19 protein-coding genes are annotated in these 22,455 nt (G+C 37.3%); 8 read left to right on the forward strand and 11 right to left on the reverse strand.

Features of this window, described 5'->3' with window-relative positions; genetic code table 11:
* Positions 1-133: 133 nt before the first annotated feature.
* Complete coding sequence (locus ACLI50_RS02325; protein ID WP_002979057.1) at positions 134-1,021, reverse strand: cyanophycinase; 888 nt, start codon at positions 1,019-1,021, stop codon at positions 134-136.
* Positions 1,022-1,222: 201 nt separating this feature from the next.
* Between ACLI50_RS02325 and cphA the strand changes: the two genes are divergently transcribed.
* The 4 genes from cphA to ACLI50_RS02345 all read left to right on the forward strand — a co-directional run bounded on the left by cphA (position 1,223) and on the right by ACLI50_RS02345 (position 5,986).
* The gene (gene cphA / locus ACLI50_RS02330; RefSeq protein WP_411413067.1) at positions 1,223-3,853 is read left to right on the forward strand and encodes a cyanophycin synthetase; all 2,631 of its coding nucleotides are present in this window, start codon (positions 1,223-1,225) and stop codon (positions 3,851-3,853) included.
* Between the two features lie 228 nt (positions 3,854-4,081).
* Entirely contained in the window at positions 4,082-4,231 is a 150-nt protein-coding gene (locus ACLI50_RS02335) for a hypothetical protein (protein WP_202840742.1), read from the forward strand.
* A 188-nt stretch (positions 4,232-4,419) separates the two neighbouring features.
* Complete coding sequence (locus ACLI50_RS02340; protein ID WP_411413068.1) at positions 4,420-4,833, forward strand: N-acetylmuramoyl-L-alanine amidase; 414 nt, start codon at positions 4,420-4,422, stop codon at positions 4,831-4,833.
* Between the two features lie 184 nt (positions 4,834-5,017).
* The gene (locus ACLI50_RS02345; RefSeq protein ID WP_411413069.1) at positions 5,018-5,986 is read left to right on the forward strand and encodes a hypothetical protein; all 969 of its coding nucleotides are present in this window, start codon (positions 5,018-5,020) and stop codon (positions 5,984-5,986) included.
* Between the two features lie 634 nt (positions 5,987-6,620).
* Here ACLI50_RS02345 and ACLI50_RS02350 read toward each other — a convergent pair.
* The 10 genes from ACLI50_RS02350 to ACLI50_RS02395 form a co-directional block, all read right to left on the reverse strand.
* Complete coding sequence (locus tag ACLI50_RS02350) at positions 6,621-6,872, reverse strand: hypothetical protein (protein WP_411413070.1); 252 nt, start codon at positions 6,870-6,872, stop codon at positions 6,621-6,623.
* A 349-nt stretch (positions 6,873-7,221) separates the two neighbouring features.
* Positions 7,222-7,680: a hypothetical protein gene (locus ACLI50_RS02355; RefSeq protein WP_411413071.1), complete on the reverse strand. Its 459-nt coding sequence runs from the start codon at positions 7,678-7,680 to the stop codon at positions 7,222-7,224.
* 23 nt (positions 7,681-7,703) lie between these two features.
* Positions 7,704-8,882 (reverse strand): hypothetical protein, encoded by a 1,179-nt coding sequence (locus tag ACLI50_RS02360; protein WP_411413072.1) that lies wholly within the window; start codon positions 8,880-8,882, stop codon positions 7,704-7,706.
* Positions 8,883-9,108: 226 nt separating this feature from the next.
* Positions 9,109-9,942: a type 1 glutamine amidotransferase gene (locus ACLI50_RS02365; RefSeq protein ID WP_411413073.1), complete on the reverse strand. Its 834-nt coding sequence runs from the start codon at positions 9,940-9,942 to the stop codon at positions 9,109-9,111.
* Positions 9,943-9,974: 32 nt separating this feature from the next.
* Positions 9,975-11,096: a carboxylate-amine ligase gene (locus ACLI50_RS02370; RefSeq protein WP_202840733.1), complete on the reverse strand. Its 1,122-nt coding sequence runs from the start codon at positions 11,094-11,096 to the stop codon at positions 9,975-9,977.
* 32 nt (positions 11,097-11,128) lie between these two features.
* Entirely contained in the window at positions 11,129-12,082 is a 954-nt protein-coding gene (locus ACLI50_RS02375) for an ATP-grasp domain-containing protein (protein ID WP_079241894.1), read from the reverse strand.
* Positions 12,083-12,135: 53 nt separating this feature from the next.
* Positions 12,136-12,849, reverse strand: coding sequence for an alpha/beta hydrolase-fold protein (locus ACLI50_RS02380; RefSeq protein WP_411413074.1), 714 nt, complete (start codon positions 12,847-12,849; stop codon positions 12,136-12,138).
* A gap of 111 nt (positions 12,850-12,960) precedes the next feature.
* The gene (locus ACLI50_RS02385; RefSeq protein WP_411413075.1) at positions 12,961-14,175 is read right to left on the reverse strand and encodes an ATP-grasp domain-containing protein; all 1,215 of its coding nucleotides are present in this window, start codon (positions 14,173-14,175) and stop codon (positions 12,961-12,963) included.
* 141 nt (positions 14,176-14,316) lie between these two features.
* A complete protein-coding gene (locus ACLI50_RS02390; RefSeq protein WP_202840729.1) occupies positions 14,317-15,732 on the reverse strand; it encodes a M17 family metallopeptidase in 1,416 nt (471 codons plus the stop codon).
* A gap of 91 nt (positions 15,733-15,823) precedes the next feature.
* Entirely contained in the window at positions 15,824-16,945 is a 1,122-nt protein-coding gene (locus tag ACLI50_RS02395; protein WP_062675069.1) for an alpha/beta hydrolase, read from the reverse strand.
* A 199-nt stretch (positions 16,946-17,144) separates the two neighbouring features.
* On the opposite strand from ACLI50_RS02395, the gene glgB reads away from it, so the two are divergent.
* Genes glgB through ACLI50_RS02415 form a run of 4 tightly spaced genes read left to right on the forward strand, consistent with a single transcriptional unit; the run spans position 17,145 to position 22,325 of the window.
* Positions 17,145-19,091, forward strand: coding sequence for a 1,4-alpha-glucan branching protein GlgB (gene glgB / locus ACLI50_RS02400; protein ID WP_411413076.1), 1,947 nt, complete (start codon positions 17,145-17,147; stop codon positions 19,089-19,091).
* Positions 19,092-19,094: 3 nt separating this feature from the next.
* Positions 19,095-20,501, forward strand: a complete 1,407-nt coding sequence (locus ACLI50_RS02405; RefSeq protein WP_343640502.1) for a glycogen synthase — start codon at positions 19,095-19,097, stop codon at positions 20,499-20,501.
* 4 nt (positions 20,502-20,505) lie between these two features.
* Positions 20,506-21,042, forward strand: a complete 537-nt coding sequence (locus ACLI50_RS02410) for an FEKKY domain-containing protein (RefSeq protein WP_343640500.1) — start codon at positions 20,506-20,508, stop codon at positions 21,040-21,042.
* A 14-nt stretch (positions 21,043-21,056) separates the two neighbouring features.
* Positions 21,057-22,325, forward strand: a complete 1,269-nt coding sequence (locus ACLI50_RS02415; RefSeq protein WP_110010295.1) for a glucose-1-phosphate adenylyltransferase — start codon at positions 21,057-21,059, stop codon at positions 22,323-22,325.
* Positions 22,326-22,455: the final 130 nt, after the last annotated feature.

Genomic DNA, 22,455 nt, shown 5'->3' on the forward strand with positions numbered 1-22,455 from the left:
AATTCTGAGCGGAGACGAAGAAAGCCCGCCTTATAATAAATATTTAAATCCAATGGCTTTAGCCAACTTAAAATGTGTATGCTAAATAAAAAAACGGAACCGAGGTTCCGTTTGTATAGCTGTATTTGTTGTTCTATTTATCCTGTGGAATAGGATTAAACTGCGAATTCTCAATCGTCAGCGTTTTTGTCGTAAGATCATAATGATCATTCATAGACATTACATGTACTGTTAAATTATCAATAGAAATCGGCTCTCCAAGGTTGATATTGGTAAGGTTGGTATCTTTGATAAACCTTCCGTCTACCAGAATAACAAGACCTGAACCTACAGCAGTCATTACATCATTATGAATGAAAAGTCCTGTATCTTCACCCAATCCGATTCCCAGCGTTCTAGGATTGTTCACTACCGCCTGGAAAAGGCGCCCGATTCTTCCCCGCTGTACAAAATGAGTGTCGATAATGACATTATCGATTAGCCCCAATCCCTGAGTGGTTTTGATTTCTCCTTTCAATAAAGCTTCAGAACTGCTTCCCTGATAGATCATATTTTCAGAAGCTGCTGCAGCACCTGCAGAAGTTCCGGAATAAATAAAATCCTGTTCCTGGTATTTTAATAAAACCGTATCATGAAATCTTGTTCCTCCAAGAATAGAGGTCAGTCTCAGCTGATCTCCTCCGGTGAACATCATTACATCGGCAGCGTTGGCTCTTGCGACCATTGCATCAGAATTGGCTTCCTCACGGTTGTGGATGTCCAGCACATTTACATTTTTAGCTCCAAGAAATTCGAATGCTTTTTTGTACTCGGAACCTACGATCTGAGGGATTTGAGAGGCAGTGGTAACAATTTCAATGACAGAATTTTCCTTTAGTTTTGATTCGTTGATGATCTTTCGCAGGATCCCACGCTCAAAAAAATTAAGATTCTTTTCTATATTCTGATCATAATCGGTTTCAGCAAAACTTCCTTTGTTTACAGCGCCTCCGATAACTATTAATTTTCCAACAGGTTTCATCATTGTGCAAAATTAAAAAATAATTCACATTCTCTGGCCAATTTCATGCCATCTTTAGTTGATTTTTAATGTTTTAGGAATGTTAATTAAAATTAATTTTTTTTTACTGAATCTTTAAATGTGGTATAGTTTCGTTTAGGGTTTTACATTATCTTTGGCTATGAAAGGAGTTATTGTTAACTGTTAAAATGCCAATAGACTATGAAAATCGAAAAGATTCAGGCACTAAGAGGTCCTAACATCTGGAGCATCAGAAGAAAGAAGCTGATACAGATGAGGTTGGATTTAGAAGAAATGGAGAATTATCCTACCAATAAAATCGAAGGATTCCGGGAAAGGATTGAAAAATTAATCCCATCATTGATGACGCACCGATGCTCGGAAGGAGTGGAAGGAGGTTTTTTCCATAGAGTGGAAACAGGAACCTGGATGGGACATGTCATTGAGCATATCGCTTTGGAAATACAGACCCTGGCAGGAATGGATGTGGGGTTTGGAAGAACCCGTGAAACAAAAACTCCGGGAGTATATAATGTAGTATTCAATTATATCGAAGAAAATGCAGGGATCTTTGCTGCAGAAGAATCTGTAAAAATTGCAGAAGCACTGATTGAAGGCAAAGATTATGATTTGAATGCTTGTATCCATAGATTAAAAGAAATCAGGGAACGCGTTCGTTTAGGACCTTCCACAGGAAGTATTGTAGAAGAAGCGGCATCCAGAAGAATCCCATGGATCAGACTGGGGACAAACTCATTGGTACAGCTTGGTTATGGCGTGAACCAGCAGAGATTTCAGGCTACCATTACCGGGAACACAAGTTCTATTGCTGTTGATATCGCGTGTAATAAAGAATTAACAAAGAGAATGCTTCATGATGCGGCTATTCCCGTACCGATTGGAGATTTGGTAACAGATGAAGAAGGTTTACATGCGGTAATCAGGAAAATTGGATATCCCATTGTTTTAAAACCTCTGGATGGAAACCATGGAAAAGGTTCTTCCATTAATGTGAACGATTGGGAAGCCGCCAGAACAGGCCTTGAACATGCTCAGAAATATTCAAGAAAAGTAATTGTTGAGAAATATATCACAGGCTACGACTTCCGTATACTGGTGATCAATAATAAAATGGTGGCTGCAGCCAGAAGAGTTCCAGCCCATGTTGTAGGCGATGGAGAACTGAACCTTCAGCAGCTTATTGAAAAAGAAAACAAAGACCCTAGAAGAGGCTATGGCCATGAAAATGTCCTTACCGAAATTGAAGTTGATAAAGACACTTTAGAATTACTTGATAAACTTCAATATACTTTGGAAACAATTCCTCAAAGAGGAGAAGTGGTTTATCTTAAATCAACGGCCAATCTTTCAACCGGAGGAACTTCCATTGATGTAACAGATATGGTGCATCCGGAAAATATCACAATGGCTGAAAGAATTTCTAAAATTATCGGATTGGATGTTTGCGGTATTGATGTGATGGCAGAGAACCTTACCCAGCCTTTAAAGGAAAGTGGCGGAGCAATTATTGAAGTTAATGCTGCACCAGGGTTCAGAATGCATCTTGCACCAAGTGAAGGATTACCAAGAAATGTGGCTGCTCCGGTGGTTGATATGCTCTATCCTCAGGGAAAACCTTTTACCATTCCCATCATTGCAGTAACAGGAACCAATGGAAAAACAACAACGACAAGACTTATTTCCCATATTGTAAAAAGCAATGGGTACCGAGTAGGATTTACGACTTCGGATGGAATTTATATTCAAAATACCATGCTGTCAAAAGGAGATACTACAGGACCGCTTTCTGCAGAATTTATTCTGAAAGACCCTACCGTAGAATTTGCAGTGCTGGAAACCGCAAGAGGTGGTATTTTACGTTCGGGGCTTGGTTTTTCACAATGTGATATCGGGGTTCTGACCAATATTGAGGAAGATCACCTGGGAATGAACGATATTCACAGTTTAAAAGATCTTACCAAGGTAAAGCGTGTTGTATTGGATAGTGTCAAAAAGAGCGGCTGGAGTGTTTTGAATGCCGACAATGAATATTCCATGAAGATTGTGAGTGATCTCGATTCTAATGTGGCTATTTTCAGTATGGATGAAAACAATCCTCATATTGTAAAATTTGCTAAAGAAGGAAAGATAACCTGTGTATATGAAGAAGGTTTTGTAACCATCAAAAAAGGAGACTGGAAAATCAGAATAGGAAAAGCCAAAGACTTCCCGATAACGATGGAAGGGAAAGCCAGATTTATGATTGAAAACGTATTGGCAGCCAGTTTGGCGAGTTACCTTTACGGATTCGGGATTGAGGATATTTCCAATTCTTTGAGAACCTTTATTCCAAGTGCCCAGCTGACACCGGGAAGACTGAATGTTTTTAAATTCAAAAACTTTAAAGTTCTGATCGACTTTGCCCATAATCCTTCAGGATACGAAGCCATAGAAGATTATCTTAGAAATGTAGAATCTACCAAAAAGATAGGGATTATTTCCGGTGTTGGAGACCGTAGAGACAACGATATCAGAGAATGCGGAAAAATTGCCGGAAGAATGTTCGATTATATTATCATACGAAACGAAAAACACCTTCGCGGAAGAACCGAAGAGGAAATCAACGGATTGATTATCGACGGTATTAATTCTGCAGGAAGAGATGTCAGTTATGAGATCATTCCTAAAGAAATTGAAGCTTTAAAGCATGCGATAGGAATGGCAGAAGAAGGAACATTTATCACGGCTCTAAGTGACGTTATTTCCAATGCTATTGATCTGGTTCAGGAATACCAGGCCAAGGAATTGCTGGAAGACGATAAAAACCTGTAAAGACATCTTTATACAACTTATTACAATTGCAATACGGAATGGAAAACGTATTGCAATTTTTTTATCTATGGTTTCGAATCCGGGCTACGAAATAAGAGATGATTTCTAATGAAATTTTATCTTCTACTGTACTTTTTATTTACGAAAATTTGGAGCAGTTATTTTTTTATGTTAAATCTCTAATTGGAGAATAATTTTTATATTTGAATGTAAACTAAAATCAAAACCATGAAAAATTTAAAGAGAATCTCTAAAGAGAAATTAAGAAGTATCAACGGAAAAGGAGGATGCCCTCCAGGCTTTCATGATTGTCCGGTGCCATGGAATGAAAAGGTATGCATTCCCCACGACAATCAGATGGCATGTCCGGAGTTATAAAAATTATCCCTCACAGTGAGGGATTTTTTGTTGCTGTTCTTCAGTTTTTATGAGTTTCATCATTTTAATGCAATACAAGAATAAACTTAAAAAGAAAGTAATCACAACAATGTAAATAGGGTGTTTTTCCTTCACTATTTTGGGAGTTACAGGTTTAATTTTGCTCAACAATAATTAAACTGAAATCCATGAGAACAATCAATTACATCGTTATACATTGTACAGCAACACAGCCAGATGTTACAATAGAAAGCATTAAAAGGTATTGGAAGGAAAACCTGAAATGGAGAAATCCAGGGTATCATTATATGATAAAAGCTGATGGAAAAATAGTCAACACGTTGCCCATTGATCAGGTATCCAATGGAGTTGCAGGGTGGAATTCTCAAATTATCAATATATCATACATTGGAGGCATTGATAAAAATAGCCATCCAAAAGATACAAGAACGGAAGAGCAAAAAAAATCTATGGTAAAGCTGTTAAGAGAATTAAAATCAAAATTTCCTAAAGCTATAATTCAAGGACATAGAGATTTTCCCAATGTTCATAAAGCTTGTCCTAGTTTTGATGCTAAGAAAGAGTATTCTGGGTTATCATAAGGTGAAGGACTATAAGACTGTTTTAAAGTTGTATTACGGGAAACCGTAATATTTTAAATTTGATATTTTTTATATTGCAAAAAATACGTCAAGGATTGGCGCATTACCTATTTATATTTGCTGTATAAAATAATTGAATATAGTTTTCAAATATTTATACATTTGTGAAACTAATAACCCAAGCATGGCACAAACATTAAAATTAGAAATTTTTAAAATAGCAATTAAACCCAGAAATTCACGCGAGGATTTTGTTGATTTTAATAATCTTTTTGAAAGTATTGATGAAGATAAAGATCAGGCATACCAAAAATTCTTTTCTGACTTTATAGATTTATTCGGTGGAAAATTTAAATCAGATCAAAAAAAGACCAAAGGAATATGTACTACCAATCAAAACAAAGGTACAATAAGAAGTATTAACAATGTTATTGATATTGAGATGTGGGGAGGTACAATTGGGAGCTTACAATTAATCTTTAATCAAGACAATGCAGATGAAGAGATTGGAAAGATTGGATTAAATGAAATTGCATCGCTTCCGTTCTATATTAAATTATGGACGCCTTTTGATCATAGTTCAGGTATATTAATGGTTCAAAGTTACACAGATCATACAGTGTCTAATTTAGTTAAAATTATTTTTAGAGAGTTTATCAAGTCTTATGGATTTACGTTAAATTTTTCACCCTTCACACCCGAGGCAATCAAAGAAGAATATCTTAAGAATAGTCATGTATATGAAATAAAAATGATAACTGATAAGGTGTCTAGAGGGAAAAGAGCTTTAATAAATCCTCTATTTGCGGATGAACAAGATTTAAAGATTACAGTTACTGTAAGTGGTTTTAAACATGATGTGAATGATTTTTGGAGAAATATTAAAGGATATGGAGCAAATAAGGTTATTGGTGCTAATCTTGATGATTTAGATATGTCAGAGGAGGCTGGATACAATATAAAAGCTTACTATAAAGATGAAAATGGTCATTTAGCTAATGTTGGTATAAAAAATATTTATGATATTTCACCAACTATATTTTTACCTGAAGAAATAATGTCAGGAGATACAAGACATTTTGATTATGAAAAGATTAAAAGGCATACAGATAGAATACTTGAACAAATTAAAATAGAAATAGGATATAATTAATGTTTAGAAAATTCAACTTAAAAGAATTATTAAATGACGGCTTAAAAGAAATTATTTTAAGCGACAATATGATATATTCGGTATTGTTTCACATTATTATTCCTTTAATTATTGCTATTATATTAATCCTTTTTAATGTATTTTTTGATAATGATATTATTTCAAATTTAATAAGTTCGATTAGTATCTTTTCAGGATTGTTATTCTCTGTTATCTTCGTTGTTATTGATAACTATTCGAAGCGAAGAGATAGTCTTGGAACCAATCCAAATGAAGAAAAAAAAAATTACCTAAAAAGATACAAGATATTCACAGAAAGTGTCACAACTTTAATTCTGTTTTCTGTGGCGATAGCATGTATTACAGTGATAATATTGTTAACATATCTACTCTGTTATAAAGGAGATATGTCCATATGGAAAGATATATTTGATAGTAATAACGAAACAATTAACTTTAGTCAAGTTAGAGCTTTTGGGTTATGGTTTTTGCAAATAGTGTCATGTATTACTCTATTCAACTACCTGCTGGTTATAATTGTTCTAATTAATGAAGTTTATAAAATGGTATTTGATGATATTAATCATTTATAGCTCAAAAATAGATATTCCCCACTGTTAGGTGGGGATAATTGTTATAATTTATTCATCATATAATCTCTATGTAGATCAGTAGCTAATCCATATACTACAAAATCATCTTCATTTGTAAATGGCGTACATGCATCTTCCGCAATATCATGTCTATTATCTTCATAGTAAGCTAAAAATTTAACTCTATCATTAAAATTTTTTGGTACAATTACAAAATTAAAATGAGATTTTGTGTACTCGCTCGCTTCTCGTACCAAATTATTTTTGTGTTCTAATGCTTCTTGATAATTCATTGTGTATTAATTTTAGGCTACCAATATACAAATAATTAAAAATCAGACCTTACGGTTTCCCGTAGAGTTATTACTACAGTCTAACCGTATATTTACAATATGTGTGAAAACACAGCGTACATGTCAATTTTTTTATCCTCCTTCTTGGGGGATTTTTTATGATTGGAGAGGACTTCAGGAGTAAAAAATAAAGAGGCTGTCTCAAAAGTGTCATTCTGAACGAAATGCAATGTATTGAAGAATATCAAATAATTGGTTACCCAAGAGATTCTTCCTTCGTCAGAAATCGAAGATTCGACGTAGTCATGACAAAAGCCAAATTATTGACTTTTGAGACAGCCTCTTATTTCTATAAGTTTTCCCAGGTTGTTTTTATGCTCTGCATTTTTTTAAGATAAAAATACAAAGGAATAAGTTCTAATCTGAGGGTAAAGCTGATTGATGGGTACATAAACGGAATAATGGCCATCATAATAAGGCAAACAGCAATCCCGATAATGGCATCAGCTATGGCAGCCTGTGGTGCCCATTTTTGTTCAAACCAAAGTCCGTAGGCAACAATACCTTTGAACAGAAACAATAAGCAGATCAAAAGCCCTGTCATTGAATACGGATGATTGGCATTCATTCCGTATAATGATAAAGAGACATGAGTCATCAGAGATCCTGCCAGTAAAAAGATAGCAGCTAGCGCTCCTCCGATTAAAAAGATCCATAGGAAAATTTTAATCCAGACAGGTAATAGATCTCTTCTCCGTGTTAAAGTGTGGTTTTCAAATTCTGCAAAAGCGGTTGGCTTTTCTTCCATGTTGTATTAGTTTTATCAGTTTTTTATCCGAAAAAAGCATTCGAACTACCAATCCAGATGGCGTCTTTTTTATTGAAGTCTACATTCACCATGGCGGCTTTAGTCATTCTTCCCAGATTTTCCAATAGGATAGGGCGTTCGTCATTTTCCCGCCAAATATACAACAAACGGATCTCTGCTTTTGAAAAATCTCCGTTGATATCTTCAAAAATGGGTTCATAATAGACTTTTCTCTGCAAAATATAGTTTTCCTTATCCTGAATAGAGTCTGTAACTTCTTTTGTCGGATTCAGATTAACTCCGCTTCCGGCGAATGAAAATAATGGTTTCAATACAAAATGGTCAAGGTTTTCATTTTCCGGAAATTCATGCAGAAAATAACTTTTCGGAACAAACTGATGTTGTAATAAAGGCAAAAGGAACTTTGAAATTTTAAAGAACCAATTCGGATGAGTGATCCATTGGACATCCACTTCCTCCCGAAAATCAAATTCTGTAGTAAGATCAGGAATATTATCCAGTTCGTCAAATATCACACGGTTGTAGATTCTTTTGATTTCGGTTAGCTTACCATTATTTTCATAATACAGTTTTCTACCCTGTTTTTTTACTTTCGTCAGACATAGTGTTTTGATGCCTAGCAGTTTCTCGGTCAAAGCAAAATCAATAGCCGTTTTTTGTCTTTCCGGAAAGATTTCAAGCAGGATTACATTTTCAGGATGTTCATCACCTACAATCAGTTCCTTCAAATAGTTTTTAAAAGTTTCATGCGGCATAGGATTTCTGATCTCCGAAAGGAAAGGGTAGACTTCACAATACGTTTCCTCATATACTTTCTGAAAAGCATACAAAGAAGGAAATGCCTGAAGTTCTATCAGCTGAGGTTCTATTGCTCCGTCTTCACTTTTGCAGACTCCAAAATCTATGGTGAAAAAATGAGGTTGATGGGTATCATTGGGAACCCTGCAGTTTTCAGGAATGGCTTTTTGAAGGAGTTCTGCCGGCATTGCTTTAATCTGGCTGATGATACTTTCACTGGCGTCTATCAGTTTTTTCTCAAACTCTTTAGTCAGAAAAATAGGACTTTCTGAAACTCTGAAACCAGGTGCTGTTCCACCTTTTTCAGTCAGTATATTTTTGAGTTGATGGTATTTTTCATCTGAAAACTCCTGATTGAACTGTTTTCTGTATTCTGGGATCATATTTTTTTCTTTTGTGATGGTAAAGAAACCGGACGTTTATGCCCAATTTGATTTTACCACAAAAGGCACAAAAGTTTTTAGAATATAAAAGTTTACAATAGACTTTTATAAAATACCTATTTAATTGGGAAATCTTTGATTTTCAAGAAAGCTTATGTGTTCTTTTCAACAGCTTTTATGATTGTAATACCCAAATCCCTTTTGTGACTTTTGTGGTTTGTATTGATTAAGCCAAAGATTCAGCTTCTTTCAAAATGTTTTTTTTTGCAAACTGAAGGAATCTCGGAAGAATCTGATGTCTGGTCAGAATGATTTTATCTTCATCGTCTATTCTGTCTATCGTTTCAAGATACTTTTCCATCCCGAAATTTTCGATCATGGCTTCCTTGTTCTTTTCATCCTTCAGGTTTTCGATCAGAGATTCAGGATTGGCTTCCGGGTGAAACTGTGTTCCGAATATCTCCTCCGAAAAACGAACGGCCATTACCGCTCTTTCCAGGTTGATATGAGGACGGAATTTTTCAATCGCCATGATGGTCATTCCCAATTCTTGGAAACGGTCGTGATCCGGTTCTATAAACTGGTAGGCCCTCGAATCTACCGCATAAAAAGGATCCTGAAGATTTTTGAATAAGAATTCTTCTTTACCTTCCTCTGTTTTATGAACAGGCATTACCCCGAAGGAATAAGACTTTCTTTTGCAGATATTCCCCAGATTCCAGTGGATACTTGCCAGCTGGAATGAATGGCAGATCAGGAAAAGGTACTTTTTATCTTCATGGTATTGATTATGCTCGAAAACAGCATCTAAAAAATTTGCAAAACGGTTTTCCCATGCAAAGCCTTCACGGTGTGGGTTTCCGGGGCCACCGGAAGAAATGAAAATATCAAAGTCTTCTATTTCAGGTATTTCATCTTTATATCTTACATCAAACGTTTTGATCACCACATTTTCTTCAGAGTTCTGCTGAAAAGTTTCGGAAATTTCTTTAATATTTCTAAAACCTTGATTCACATGATTGTTGTTCATGTCCAGCAGAGCAATTCGAATATCTTTCATTACATCATATTTTTTGCAAAGTTACCAAAATATTATGAAGCAGGTTCACCATGGGTGATGCCATACTCCGTTTCAGAGATCATATAATCAACTACTTTCGTCAGATCACCCGTTTCCTTGAAGATCTGAAGCTGCCGGTCTGCACCGGTTCCGTTTTCAAGGATTTTCCAGGCATATTCCACTTCCTGGCGGCATCCCAGATCATCTACCACATCATCAATAAACTCTAAAAGTTCTTTCAACAAATGAGGATAAGGAACAGATTCTTCTTTTCCAAAATCTATGAGATGGGCTTCAATACCACTTTTCGAGGCACGCCATTTATTTTCGTTCAGCAGTAATCTTCTATAGCTTCTGAAGCTGAGATTTTGCTGGTGCAGTTTATATATTTTGGCAACAAGACTTTGCATTATGGCAGCAAGACAAACGGTTTCGTCAATTCTTAACGGCATGTCACAGATTCTGAATTCGATAGTTGGATAAAACGGATGTACCCGTAAATCCCACCAGATTTTCTTGGCATTGTCGATGGTTCCTGTTTTTACAAGAAGATCCACATAACTGTCGAATTCTGCCAGAGAGTTGAAATAACTTGGAATCCCGGTTCTTGGGAATTTCACGAAAATTTCCTGTCTGTACGATTTAAAACCTGTATATCTTCCAATCCAGAAAGGTGAATTGGTAGAAAGGGCGTATACGTGAGGAAGGAAATATCTCATCACATTCTGAATTCTTACGCCTTCTTCACGATTAGGAATTCCAATATGAACATGCAGTCCGAAAATAAGATTTTCACGGGCTACATCTCCCATATCATCCACAATTTTAATGTATCTTTCTCCCTGAGTGATATTGTTTTCAGACCAGTGAGAGAATGGGTGAGTGCCACCTCCGGAAACACGAAGTCCCTGTTCATGGGCGATATTGATAAGATGACGCCTTAAATTCGTTAATTCAGCTCTGGCTTCCTGAATATTCTGGCAGATTCCCGTTTCCATTTCAATCATGGATTCGTGCATTTCGTGCTTTAAGTTTTCACTTAAAACCGCTTTGCCGCCTTCAATGATTTTTGAAACGTGAGAAACCAGATCTCTGCTTTCCACATCGATGATCTGATATTCTTCTTCAATCCCAATAGTAAACTGATGATGCATTTATTTTGTGTTTTTTAATTTCTTTTTCAATGTTATTTAATGGAATCCTTCACGAATGTTCCCCAGGCAATGTTAGGTTTCCCCGGAACATATTCTTTAGCTTTTTCAATAGCCAGTTTGGCAGCATGTTCTATGATCCATGCAAAGTTTTCTTCTCCTACAGAATTGCGGTCTGCATCAGGAGCCGGGTTGCAGAAATCAATCGCATAAGGAATACCGTCTCTTACAGCAAATTCCACGGTGTTGAAATCGTATCCTAAAGCTTGATTCATTTTAATCGTATAATCATGAATAGTCTTCAGTAATTTTTCAAGTTCTTCACCTTGGGTCTGATGCGTGGTGGCGTATCTCAAGTGAGGTGCATTTCTTGGCTCATAAGGCATAATGTGGACATATTTTTGGCCCAGACAGTACACTCTGTAATAATCGTCAAAGATAATTTCTTCCTGTACCATCATCACCAGCTGCTCGGTTTCTCCCAGTTTGTTCCAAAGATCATCCGGGTTTTCTACCCTGTACACATTTTTCCAGCCGCCGCCATCATGAGGCTTCATATAGGCAGGAAACCCTACATAATTGAAGATATATTCCCAGTCATGAGGAAATTTCAGGTTCCTGAAGGAAGTTTCTGAAGTATTGTCCGGTCTTTCGTGTGATGGAAGTAAAACCGTTTTAGGAAGCGGAATTCCCAGTTTTGACATCAGGGCATTGTTGAAAAACTTCTCATCAGCACTCCACCAGAATGGATTGTTGATGACATAAGTGCCGTTAAGGGCGGCATTTTTTAAATAAGCTCTGTAAAAGGGAACGTCCTGTGAAATTCTGTCGATGATCACTGCATAACCATAATCTGCACCCTGTTCCAGTTTATCAATAGTAACGGGTTCAGCGATGATATCTCCACCTCCCATTTCATTTACTTTGTCTATAAATGCCCAGGGAAACGTGTCTTCCATACCGAAAAGAATTCCTACTTTTTTTGTCATAATTTTTGTTTTTAAGGTGGGTGTATATTTTTTCTATTTGTCTTTTTATTGCTTTAAGAGAAAAAGGCTCCTATAAAAGTAGGGAAGACCATTCTCCATAGCGGCCAGTCGTGGCCTATCCATTTTCTTTCATCGTACCAGAAATCTATGCCTTTTATCCTGAGGATTTCAGCCATTTCAACATTTTTATCCCTGCAGATATCCTGATCAGAAGTGCTCAGTACAATATGCATATGTTTGTACTTCCAGGCTTCATCATTTCTTACAAACTCTCTTGGACAGTTGAAGTATACCAGATCATCAGTGTAGCCATCCATAAAATTCCTTATACTGAAGGCGCCGGAAAGGCAAAACAGATGAGAAACCAAATCCGGAAATCTGAAAGCAAAATTAGCGGCATGATAGCCTCCGAAACTGGCTCCGGCCACTGCTACACGATGTGTTTTATGAAGCTTTTGGATATAAGGCACGAATTCCTGGACCAGGAACTGTACATACCGTTCATAATTTCTTATTCTTTGCTGAGGCGAGATTTTTTCATCATAAAAACTCCAGCTGTCGATGGTCTGTACATTGTAAAGCTTTACCTTTCCCTGTTCTATAAACCAGTTGATGCTTCCGTTGAGATGAAAATCATGATTCTGGGTATACTGTCCCTGGGAAGTTGGAAACATAATGATAGGATGGCCGTAATGTCCGGTCACTTCTACTTTGAGACTTGTTCCCAATATATTTGAATAATACTCTGTATGTTCTATGTGAGGCATTTTCCTTATTTGGTTTTATCTTTTCTAAATTACATTTTAGGAGGGAATCTTTGATCAGATTGTATATTATGAATTCGATAACATTTTGAATATCAATGTCAAGTTTTATTGTTAAGAACTCAATTTATTACCTTTCGGAGGCAGAATGTTCAGCATATCCGCATGAATCATTTCAGCAGCAGAATCCAGCCTGTCCTGTACAACAGAGGCGTCTCCGGATTTATATACAATTCCGACATGATAGTCTATCGGAAGAAATTTGACAACCTCTTCACATTCAAAGCTGCTGTAATCCGGTTCTTTATCTTTAATCAGAGCTACAATCAGGCCTGAATAATAGCCTGTAGGCGGAGAAACGCTGTAATCATGACCTCTCAGAAGAGCATCTTCAATTTTAGCCCATTCTCTCCAGATATTGATGCCGCTTGATGCTTCAACCAGATCCGGAATATGAGCGCCGCCAACCCTGGATGAGGTTTCAAGGAAGTACCATTTTCCGTCTTCTTTTCCACGGATAAATTCTGTATGGGTGGCTCCGTTGACAAGTCCGAAGTTGGAAAGAACTCTGGCATTTATATCTTCCAGTGCCTTAAACTCTTCGGAATACCTTCCTAATGTTTTGGATCTGAAAACCCCACCTTCGTGAGAAACCTGCATGGGAGGAGCAAGATATTTTGAGGCAGAAGTGAATATTGTTTTTTTGTTAAAAGTAAGACTGTCCACATGGTAAACATCTCCGGGTTTAAAACTTTCCAGTAAAAAAAGATGACGTTCTTCTCCCAGTATTTCCAGGGCTTCAAGAAGCTGTTCTTTGGAGGTTATTTTCTTAATGCCCGATGCGGATGCTTCAGACCTTGGTTTCAATACCCATGGAGCAGGAACGCGGTCTGTAAATTCATCCACTTCGTTATCATTGAACACAGCGGTGAATTCAGGAACGCTGATCCCGGAATCCTTTGCTTTTTGCCTCATGGCAAGTTTATCTCTGAAATACCGGTGGGTTGTCTGTCCCATACCGGGAATACGGAATGTTTCTCTGATTAACGCTGCTTTTTCAACATCATAATCATCCAAAGCCACCACAGCATCTACTTTTCTGGTCTTCATCAGGTGGGAAAATCCCTGAATTAAATGTTCCAGATTCCATACGGAAGGCTTGAGCTCGGGCATATAGAATGTTTCATCAATCGCGTGCCAGGGCCAGTTTTTTTCTTTGAGGTTTTCGGAGGTTACAAGGATGATTTTATTGCCGAGCTTCTTCATTTCGTCCATAAAATCGTAGCCTTTGTAATAGCACGAAATACACACAATAGTTTTCTTCTCCATATAATGTTTTTTAAGATTTAGTGAATTTTCAAAAATAAAAGCATTTATATATTATTTTATTAATATCAAAAAATAAAATATTGTGCGTTTTTGAAAATCCACTAATCAATTATACAGAGTTTTTTTGTAAAAAACTAATTTTTAGTGATAATTTTCAATTAAATTCACCAGGAGCTGAACACCAAAACCTGTTGCTGCTTTTTCTTTTGCATAGCCCACACTTCCAAAGGCTACTCCTGCAATGTCTAAGTGCGCCCATTTAGGATGGTTCTCAATGAATTGCTCTAAAAATTTTGCAGCAATAATACAGTCTCCTACAGGTTTCAGAGAGATGTTTTTCATATCGGCCACATCAGACTGGATATCATCTTTCCAAACATCCCATAAAGGAAGATTCCAAACCCTCTGATTGGTCTGGTCACCGGTTTTGATTAAGTTGTTTTTCAGTTCCTCGTTATTGGAGAACATAGCTGCACAGGTATCTCCGAACATTCTCACTGAGCTTCCCGTTAAGGTAGCCAGGTCAATAAGGAAATCAGTTTTGTAGTTTTTAGAAAGATAAGACAAACCATCTGCAAGAATTAATCTGCCTTCCGCATCAGTATCAAGTACTTCAATTGTTTTTCCGTTGTAGGCTGTAATCACATCACTTGGAAGCAGGGCCTTTTCAGAGACCGCATTATCAGTAATAGGGAGAACAGCGACGATGTTTACAGGAAGCTGCATTTCTGCGGCATAGATTAACGTTCCCAAAACAGCCGTTGCTCCGCCCATATCGGACTTCATATAATGCAGATTGGCAGAGCTTTTTATTGATATTCCTCCGGTGTCAAACAAAATACATTTTCCTACCAGACCGAAAGTCTTGGCGTTTTTTGCTGTCGTTTTATATTCTAAAATAGTGAAAGCGGCATCGTAAGCACTTCCTTGATTCACAGAAAGATAAGCGCCTAATCCAAGTTCTTCACATTTCTTTCTGTTAAAAGCAGTGTATTTTAAGTCATATTTTTTAGCCAGATTTTTAAGGTATGCGCTTAAGATATCCGGTTTTTTAAGATTGGCTGGTTTGTTAAGCCAGTCCTGGCAGGCAGTTTGCCCGTTAACCAATGCTTCTGCTTTCTGGCTGATATGATCTAATTTTTTCTGGCTTAAATTTTCAAAGTGCAATTCAAATTTCGTATTCCAGAAAGCGTGTTTTTTATCAAAAGGGTAGTTGTAAGTTCCTGTTAAAAGTCCTTTTACAAACTCTTCGAACTGCTTTTCATTCAGGAAGTCAGCAAGGGCTAATGTAGGTACGGCCAGCAGTTTTTCTTTCTGTGTCTGTGAAAATTTAGCCGCCACCTGCTGGATCTCGAAATTTTGTAAGGCGGATTTTCCTAATCCAATGAAATACGTAATTCCTTCTTCATGAGCATTGACAAAAACTTCATATTTCTTTCCGGTGAAAAAATTGGAAATGTTTTTATTGAAATTTTTGCTGGTTTTTGTCCATTCTTCCTCCGTAAACAGTTGGAAAACCTGAGTGTAATTTTTGTTTTTTTTATTGATTAGTTTCATAAATAGATGTTATAATTTCTAAATTCATAAAGAGTGCCGCCTTCATTTTGTCCCTGTCCGGCTTACATTTTCTGCAGCAGTTTTTATGCATTTAGTTTCTGATGCTTTTTTGTTGTGGTTTTACTTCTACAGGATTTTCTGTGTTATCATAGAACAGCCATTCTATAGCCCTTGGGAACTCCTGAGACCAATAAAACTCATTGTGGGTGCCTTCAGGATTGATATTGGTTTTGAATTCAAAATCAAAAAGCTTTTTCTCTTCCCATCTTTTCAGATATTCTTCAAAAATATGAATTCTTTTGACCATTTTAGAACCTTCCTGGCCGCCGCCGTAGAGATAGATCTTCGTTTTAAACGGAACCCGGAAATTCATCATCGGAAAGTTGTTATTCGGTTCTACCCAAAGAGAAGGCGAGAATATCAGTAGTTTGGAGTACACTTCAGGATAAAGAAATCCGCTGTATATACTGATCAATGCTCCCAATGAACTGCCTCCGATTCCGGTGTTGTCGCGGTCTTTTTTAGTTCTGTAATTTTCGTCCACAAAAGGCTTTAAAGTATCTGCAATAAAACGGATGTACTTTTTTCCTTCAGAACCGTTAGCTACATGATCATTATCAAAAATATATTCTTTGATTCTTTCCTCACTGCCATGTTCTATCGCAATGATGATAAGATCGCCGCGCCCGTATTCAGCAAGAATGGATAGTTTTTTGTCGATTTCCCAATTCCCGAAACCGCTTCCTTCATTGAAAAGATTTTGTGCGTCCTGAAGGTATAAAACTGGATATTGTTTATCCGTTGTATGATAATCATAAGGAAGCAGTGCCCAAACCTTGCGGTAACGGTCAAGCTGCGGAATGTAAAAATTTTCGGAAATAACTTCTGCTATAGGATAATATTCTTCTTTGAACGGTCCCCAGTTCAGTCTCCATTTGTCTACAGAGTCGGACGTTTTACCAGCAGATTTTTTCGCTTTCCGGTTGGGAGTGATATTTCCATATTGATCCAGTTCTACGTTTTCCCAGCCTCCTTTTGTGAATTTGTATTCAATATCATCAGGAAGAAGCTGATCTTCGATTTCTATAAAATAACCGGAAGGATCAATTTGTTTAAGCTGGAAATTATAATCTTTGGGATTCCAGCTATTGAAATTTCCGGTAATAAATACCGGTCTGTCGTCTTTTTCTGCTGTATAAAGTTCAAACCTCATCGTTGTGTTTAATAAAATATTGATGTTAAATTTATAAAAAAGATTGTTTTGAAATCATAAAAAATGTGAGTTAAAAAATGATATATTTGATAGATAGACAAAACATGAAATAATCTTGATAATTATTTGATGAATAATTCATCGCTATTGTCAGTATTTTTCGTAGTTTCAGGGAAAATATAAATATAAACTGATCTTGATGAATTCTGTTAAGACCTACACGCTTTTCACCGATCATGATGTGTATCTTTTTAAAGAAGGTAGGCATTATAAGCTGTATGGTAAATTTGGAGCACATTCTGCAGAAAAAGAGGGCGTAAAAGGCGTATATTTTTCCGTATGGGCTCCTAACGCAAAGAAAGTTTCTGTGATCGGAAATTTTAACAACTGGAATCATAAAGATCATATTTTGTTTCCACGATGGGATGAATCCGGGATTTGGGAAGGATTTATTGAAGGGTTAACCTGGGGAACATTATATAAATATGCTATTGAAACGCAAGGAGGCGAAATTCTGGAAAAAAGTGATCCCTATGCGTTGAGCTGGGAACAGAATATTCAGGCGGCTTCCCTGGTTTCCACCACCTGGTACGAATGGAATGATCAGGAGTGGATGGATAACCGCTGGAAAAAAAACAGGCTGGAAGCTCCGCTATCGGTATATGAATTACATCTGGGTTCCTGGGTAAGGGAAGAAGATCAGTCCCAGCGTTTTTTAAACTATAGGGATATTGCGAAAAAGCTCGTTCCTTACATCAAAGAAATGGGATTTACCCATGTAGAATTCATGCCCGTGATGGAGTATCCTTACGAGCCGAGCTGGGGATATCAGATCACAGGGTTTTATGCAGCAACCTCGCGCTTTGGCTCACCACAGGATCTGATGTTTCTTATTGATGAACTTCATAACAATGACATAGGCGTTATTCTAGATTGGGTTCCGTCCCATTTTCCGGGAGATGCTAATGGACTTCACCGATTCGACGGTTCTTATCTGTATGAGCATGAAGATCCGAGAAAGGGTTTTCATCCAGATTGGAAATCGCATATTTTTAATTACGGAAGAAATGAAGTGAAATCCTTTCTGATTTCAAATGCCATGTTCTGGCTGGATCGTTATCATGCTGACGGATTGCGCGTGGATGCCGTGACTTCAATGCTTCATCTGGATTATTCAAGAAATGAAGGGGAGTGGGAACCTAATATATATGGAACCAATGTGAACCTGGAAGCGAAGGCCTTTCTACAGGAATTTAATACAGCTGTCTACAAAGAATTTGGAGATAATATCATCACCATCGCGGAAGAAAGTTCAGATTTTCCCATGCTTACAAAACCTGTTCATGACGGCGGTGTAGGATTCGGAATGAAATGGATGATGGGTTGGATGCATGATACACTGGATTATTTCAAAGAAGATTTTATTAACCGTAAATTTCATCATCATAAACTGACCTTCGCTTCCATGTATATGTATAATGAAAATTATATGATGCCTTTGTCACACGATGAAGTCGTACACGGAAAAGCAAGTCTTATTTATAAAATGAAAGGGGATGAATGGCAGAAATTTGCCAATCTCCGTACCCTGTATGTATATATGTATACCCATCCGGGAGCCAAGCTGCTTTTTATGGGCGATGAATTCGGGCAGACCAGTGAATGGAATTTTACAAGAAGCCTCGACTGGCATTTGCTGAAATATCCTGTTCATAAAGGAATGCAGGAAATGGTGAAGGAACTGAACCACTTGTACCGGTCAGAAACTGCCTTTTATGAAAATCAGTTTGATAGAAATGGTTTTGAATGGGTGGAAGCAGATGATCTGGAAAACTCGGTGTATGTCTACCTCAGAAAAGGAAAAAAGAAAGATGATGTACTGATGGTAGCTTTAAACCTGGCACCCAACGTATTGGATTATAAAATCGGGATTCCTACAGGCACCCACTGGGAAGTTGTTTTGAATTCCGATGATGAAAAGTACAGTGGAAGCGGAGTGGAGCCTGAAATCCTGGAAGAGAAGTATGAAGAGTGGAGAGGATACACCAAAACAATGACCGTGAAGCTGCCGCCATTGGCCGGAATAGTTTTACGTCAGAAGAAAGATAAAAAATATAAATTACACAGAATTAAACATAAGAGATAAAGAATGGTTATTTATCATTTAAGTACAGAATGTTATCCCGTAGCAAAAGTAGGCGGTCTGGCAGATGTGGTGGGAGCGTTACCAAAATATCAGAATAAAATAGCAGGAGTAGAAGCCAGAGTGGTAATGCCGTGGTACAACAAATCCTTTGTATATGATCATGAATTTGATCTGGTTTTTGACGGATTTATTCATCAGGCAGCCAATATGCTGCAGGTTCAGGTATTGAAAGAGAAGACCAATGTTTTGGGATTTGAACTGTATATGGTAAGAATTCCGGGATTATTGGACAGGGACAACCCTTATGGATACCAGGATGAAAACTTCCAGTTTCTGGCTTTCCAGCATGGCGTTTTGCATTGGCTTTCTGCGATGAAAATCCGCCCTGATGTACTGCATTGCCATGATTATCATACTGGTCTGGTTCCTTTTATGGTAGAAAACTGTTATGAATTTGAATTCTTAAAAGGAGTAAAAACAATAGGAACTATTCATAATGGCGAATATCAGGGCATGATGAGCTGGACTATGGCACAGTATATGCCTTCTTTTGATGGGTACAAATGGGGACTGATGGATTGGAACGGACTGATGAATCCTCTGGCCAGCATGATTAAATGTGCTGATGCTTTTACCACTGTTTCGGAAGGATATCTTGAAGAACTCTTTATCAGCTTCCGCGGGCTTGAAAGCCTCGTTCGTCAGGAATTCGGAAAGGCCTATGGAATCATCAATGGTATTGACACAGAAGTCTGGAATCCTGAAACCGATCCGATGCTTGATTTTAATTTTAACAGTACCAATGCAGTCGCTCAAAAGAAAAAAAATAAAGAAAATCTCTGTAAAGAATATGGATTAAAACCTGAACTTCCTTTATTCGCATTTATCGGAAGATTCGCAACAGAGAAAGGAGCAGATCTACTGCCGGATGTTGTATGGAGAAGCATTAAGCAGAGTTATGGCGCTTTAAATATTATGATTCTCGGATCAGGGAACACCTATATAGAAAATAAACTGAAAGAATACGATTATACGTACACCAATTTTGCATTGGATCTCGGATATAAAGAGCATCTTTCCCATAAGATATATGCCTCGGCAGATTTTCTTCTGATGCCTTCAAGAGTAGAGCCATGCGGACTGAACCAGATGTATTCCATGAGATATGGCACCGTTCCTGTGGTAAGATATACAGGAGGGCTCAGAGATACGGTGGAAGATATTTCAACCGGTGGAGCAGGACTGAACTTTACTTATCCGGGTGTAGATGATGTTGTACATGCTATGAACAGGGCATTGGCGATTTATAATCAAAAAGGAGTTATGGAAGATCTTATCCATGCCAATATGAATTTTGATTTTGCATGGGAGAAATCTGCAGAAAAATACATAGCTTTATATAATAGCTGATAGAGTGAAGATTTTCGGATTTCTTTCTGTGATAATGTTTATGCTGTTTTCATGTAAAGAAGACAGAGGAAGCTATCATGGAGGTTATTATTGGATCTATGGCTACGGTCTTCCGGCAACGGAAAGGTATGAAGCAATGGCTGGTATTGCCGAAAAATGGAAAATAAAGCATTACTCTGTAGGTGAATGTCTGGTAGAACCTGAAGAGATGAAGAGAATAGATGCTCTTAATAAAAGGACTTATAATGCCATAGAAAGAAAATATGGGAAAGGCTGGAGAGAAAAGTATCGTAAAGATGTCGACGGCTTTGTAATGAAGAGTGCTGATGTGATGGATGTACTTATTACAAATCCGTTCTTCAGCAATGAACTTAAAAAATATAATATTGAGATCTATAACCTGGATAAAGAGGTTTTAGTATTGAATGATAAAGATGAGTTTCGGGTGACTGTTTATAAAAACGAACTCCAATATGAAAACAAAGAATGCTTTAAAGTAGCAGTAAACACTAAGAACAGAACAGTAAACTTAATAAAATAAAACGCAAGATATTTATGAATCGAAATGTAATCTCTATTGTTTTAGGAGGAGGCAGAGGAACAAGATTATTCCCGTTAACGTATACGAGATCTAAACCGGCTGTTCCTATTGCAGGAAAATACAGACTGGTAGATATTCCTATCTCAAACTGTCTGAACTCAGGATTGAATAAAATTCTGGTGTTAACGCAGTTTAATTCTGCTTCTCTCAATTCACATATTAAAAATTCTTATCACTTTGACATCTTCAGCAAAGGCTTTGTCGATATTCTGGCAGCCGAGCAGAATGTGGAAAATGACAGCTGGTACCAGGGAACTGCAGATGCTGTCCGCCAGTCGATGAAGCATCTTGAAAAATATGATTACGACTATATCCTGATTCTTTCAGGAGACCAGTTGTATCAGATGGATTTCAGGGAAATGCTGGACTTCCATATTGAAAACGGAGGTGATCTCACTATCGCTACCATTCCGGTCAATGCAAAAGATGCCACCGGTTTTGGAATTTTAAAATCCGATGACGAAGGGAATATCACTTCTTTCCATGAAAAACCGGATTTTGATATGCTGGCAGGCATGAAATCTGAAGTTTCAGAAGAAAATAAACGCACCGGAAAAGAGTTTCTGGCTTCCATGGGGATCTATATTTTCACAAAGAATATCCTTAAAAAGATGTTTGATGAAGGGGCAGGTGATGATTTCGGAAAAGATATTATTCCAAGTTCCATTGGAAAATATAAGACATTAAGCTATCAGTATGAAGGCTACTGGACGGATATCGGAACGATTGAATCTTTCTACGAAGCCAATCTTGACCTCTGCCTTGATCTGCCGCAATTTAACCTTTTTTCTTCATCTCCGATCTACACCAGAGCAAGGATGCTTCCGCCGTCAAAAATCAATGGTTCCTATGTAAGCAAAGCTGTTTTTGGAGATGGATGTATCATCATGGCAGATAAAATTGAAAATTCGGTGATTGGAAACAGAACCAGAATTGACAAAGGAAGTACCATCGTAAACTCCTACGTTATGGGAGCTGATTTCTACCAGAATACGACAGAAATCGTCATCAATGACAGAGGAGGACGTCCGAATATGGGAATCGGAAAATACTGCTATATAGAAAAAGCAATCCTGGATAAAAACTGTTATATCGGTGACAATGTGAAGATTATCGGTGGAAAACATATTCCGGACGGAGATTATGGAACTTATTCTGTTCAGGATGGGATTGTGGTAGTAAAGAAAGGGGCTGTTATTGCACCGGGAACACATATTGGATAGGAGAATGGAAGTAAGAAGATGGAAGCTGGAAGTTATGAATGTCGGAATAGAAATGTTAGTTTTTCATAAGAAATCCTGACCTATTTTATTTGTTTGAAGAATTTTTCAATCAAAAATCGGGTAGCAATAT

Origin of the sequence: Chryseobacterium cupriresistens (assembly GCF_046614675.1) — a bacterium.
Lineage (GTDB): Bacteria > Bacteroidota > Bacteroidia > Flavobacteriales > Weeksellaceae > Chryseobacterium > Chryseobacterium cupriresistens.

Excerpts from the sequence above, each read along its gene's own strand:
- glgB (WP_411413076.1), top strand. The coding sequence starts at position 17,145 with ATGAATTCTGTTAAGACCTACACGCTTTTCACCGATCATGATGTGTAT.
- ACLI50_RS02375 (WP_079241894.1), bottom strand. The coding sequence starts at position 12,082 with ATGACAAAAAAAGTAGGAATTCTTTTCGGTATGGAAGACACGTTTCCC.
- ACLI50_RS02335 (WP_202840742.1), top strand. The coding sequence starts at position 4,082 with ATGAAAAATTTAAAGAGAATCTCTAAAGAGAAATTAAGAAGTATCAAC.
- ACLI50_RS02365 (WP_411413073.1), bottom strand. The coding sequence starts at position 9,942 with ATGAAAGATATTCGAATTGCTCTGCTGGACATGAACAACAATCATGTG.
- ACLI50_RS02355 (WP_411413071.1), bottom strand. The coding sequence starts at position 7,680 with ATGGAAGAAAAGCCAACCGCTTTTGCAGAATTTGAAAACCACACTTTA.
- ACLI50_RS02325 (WP_002979057.1), bottom strand. The coding sequence starts at position 1,021 with ATGAAACCTGTTGGAAAATTAATAGTTATCGGAGGCGCTGTAAACAAA.
- ACLI50_RS02390 (WP_202840729.1), bottom strand. The coding sequence starts at position 15,732 with ATGAAACTAATCAATAAAAAAAACAAAAATTACACTCAGGTTTTCCAA.
- ACLI50_RS02385 (WP_411413075.1), bottom strand. The coding sequence starts at position 14,175 with ATGGAGAAGAAAACTATTGTGTGTATTTCGTGCTATTACAAAGGCTAC.
- ACLI50_RS02340 (WP_411413068.1), top strand. The coding sequence starts at position 4,420 with ATGAGAACAATCAATTACATCGTTATACATTGTACAGCAACACAGCCA.
- ACLI50_RS02405 (WP_343640502.1), top strand. The coding sequence starts at position 19,095 with ATGGTTATTTATCATTTAAGTACAGAATGTTATCCCGTAGCAAAAGTA.
- ACLI50_RS02345 (WP_411413069.1), top strand. The coding sequence starts at position 5,018 with ATGGCACAAACATTAAAATTAGAAATTTTTAAAATAGCAATTAAACCC.
- cphA (WP_411413067.1), top strand. The coding sequence starts at position 1,223 with ATGAAAATCGAAAAGATTCAGGCACTAAGAGGTCCTAACATCTGGAGC.
- ACLI50_RS02380 (WP_411413074.1), bottom strand. The coding sequence starts at position 12,849 with ATGCCTCACATAGAACATACAGAGTATTATTCAAATATATTGGGAACA.
- ACLI50_RS02415 (WP_110010295.1), top strand. The coding sequence starts at position 21,057 with ATGAATCGAAATGTAATCTCTATTGTTTTAGGAGGAGGCAGAGGAACA.
- ACLI50_RS02350 (WP_411413070.1), bottom strand. The coding sequence starts at position 6,872 with ATGAATTATCAAGAAGCATTAGAACACAAAAATAATTTGGTACGAGAA.
- ACLI50_RS02370 (WP_202840733.1), bottom strand. The coding sequence starts at position 11,096 with ATGCATCATCAGTTTACTATTGGGATTGAAGAAGAATATCAGATCATC.
- ACLI50_RS02360 (WP_411413072.1), bottom strand. The coding sequence starts at position 8,882 with ATGATCCCAGAATACAGAAAACAGTTCAATCAGGAGTTTTCAGATGAA.
- ACLI50_RS02395 (WP_062675069.1), bottom strand. The coding sequence starts at position 16,945 with ATGAGGTTTGAACTTTATACAGCAGAAAAAGACGACAGACCGGTATTT.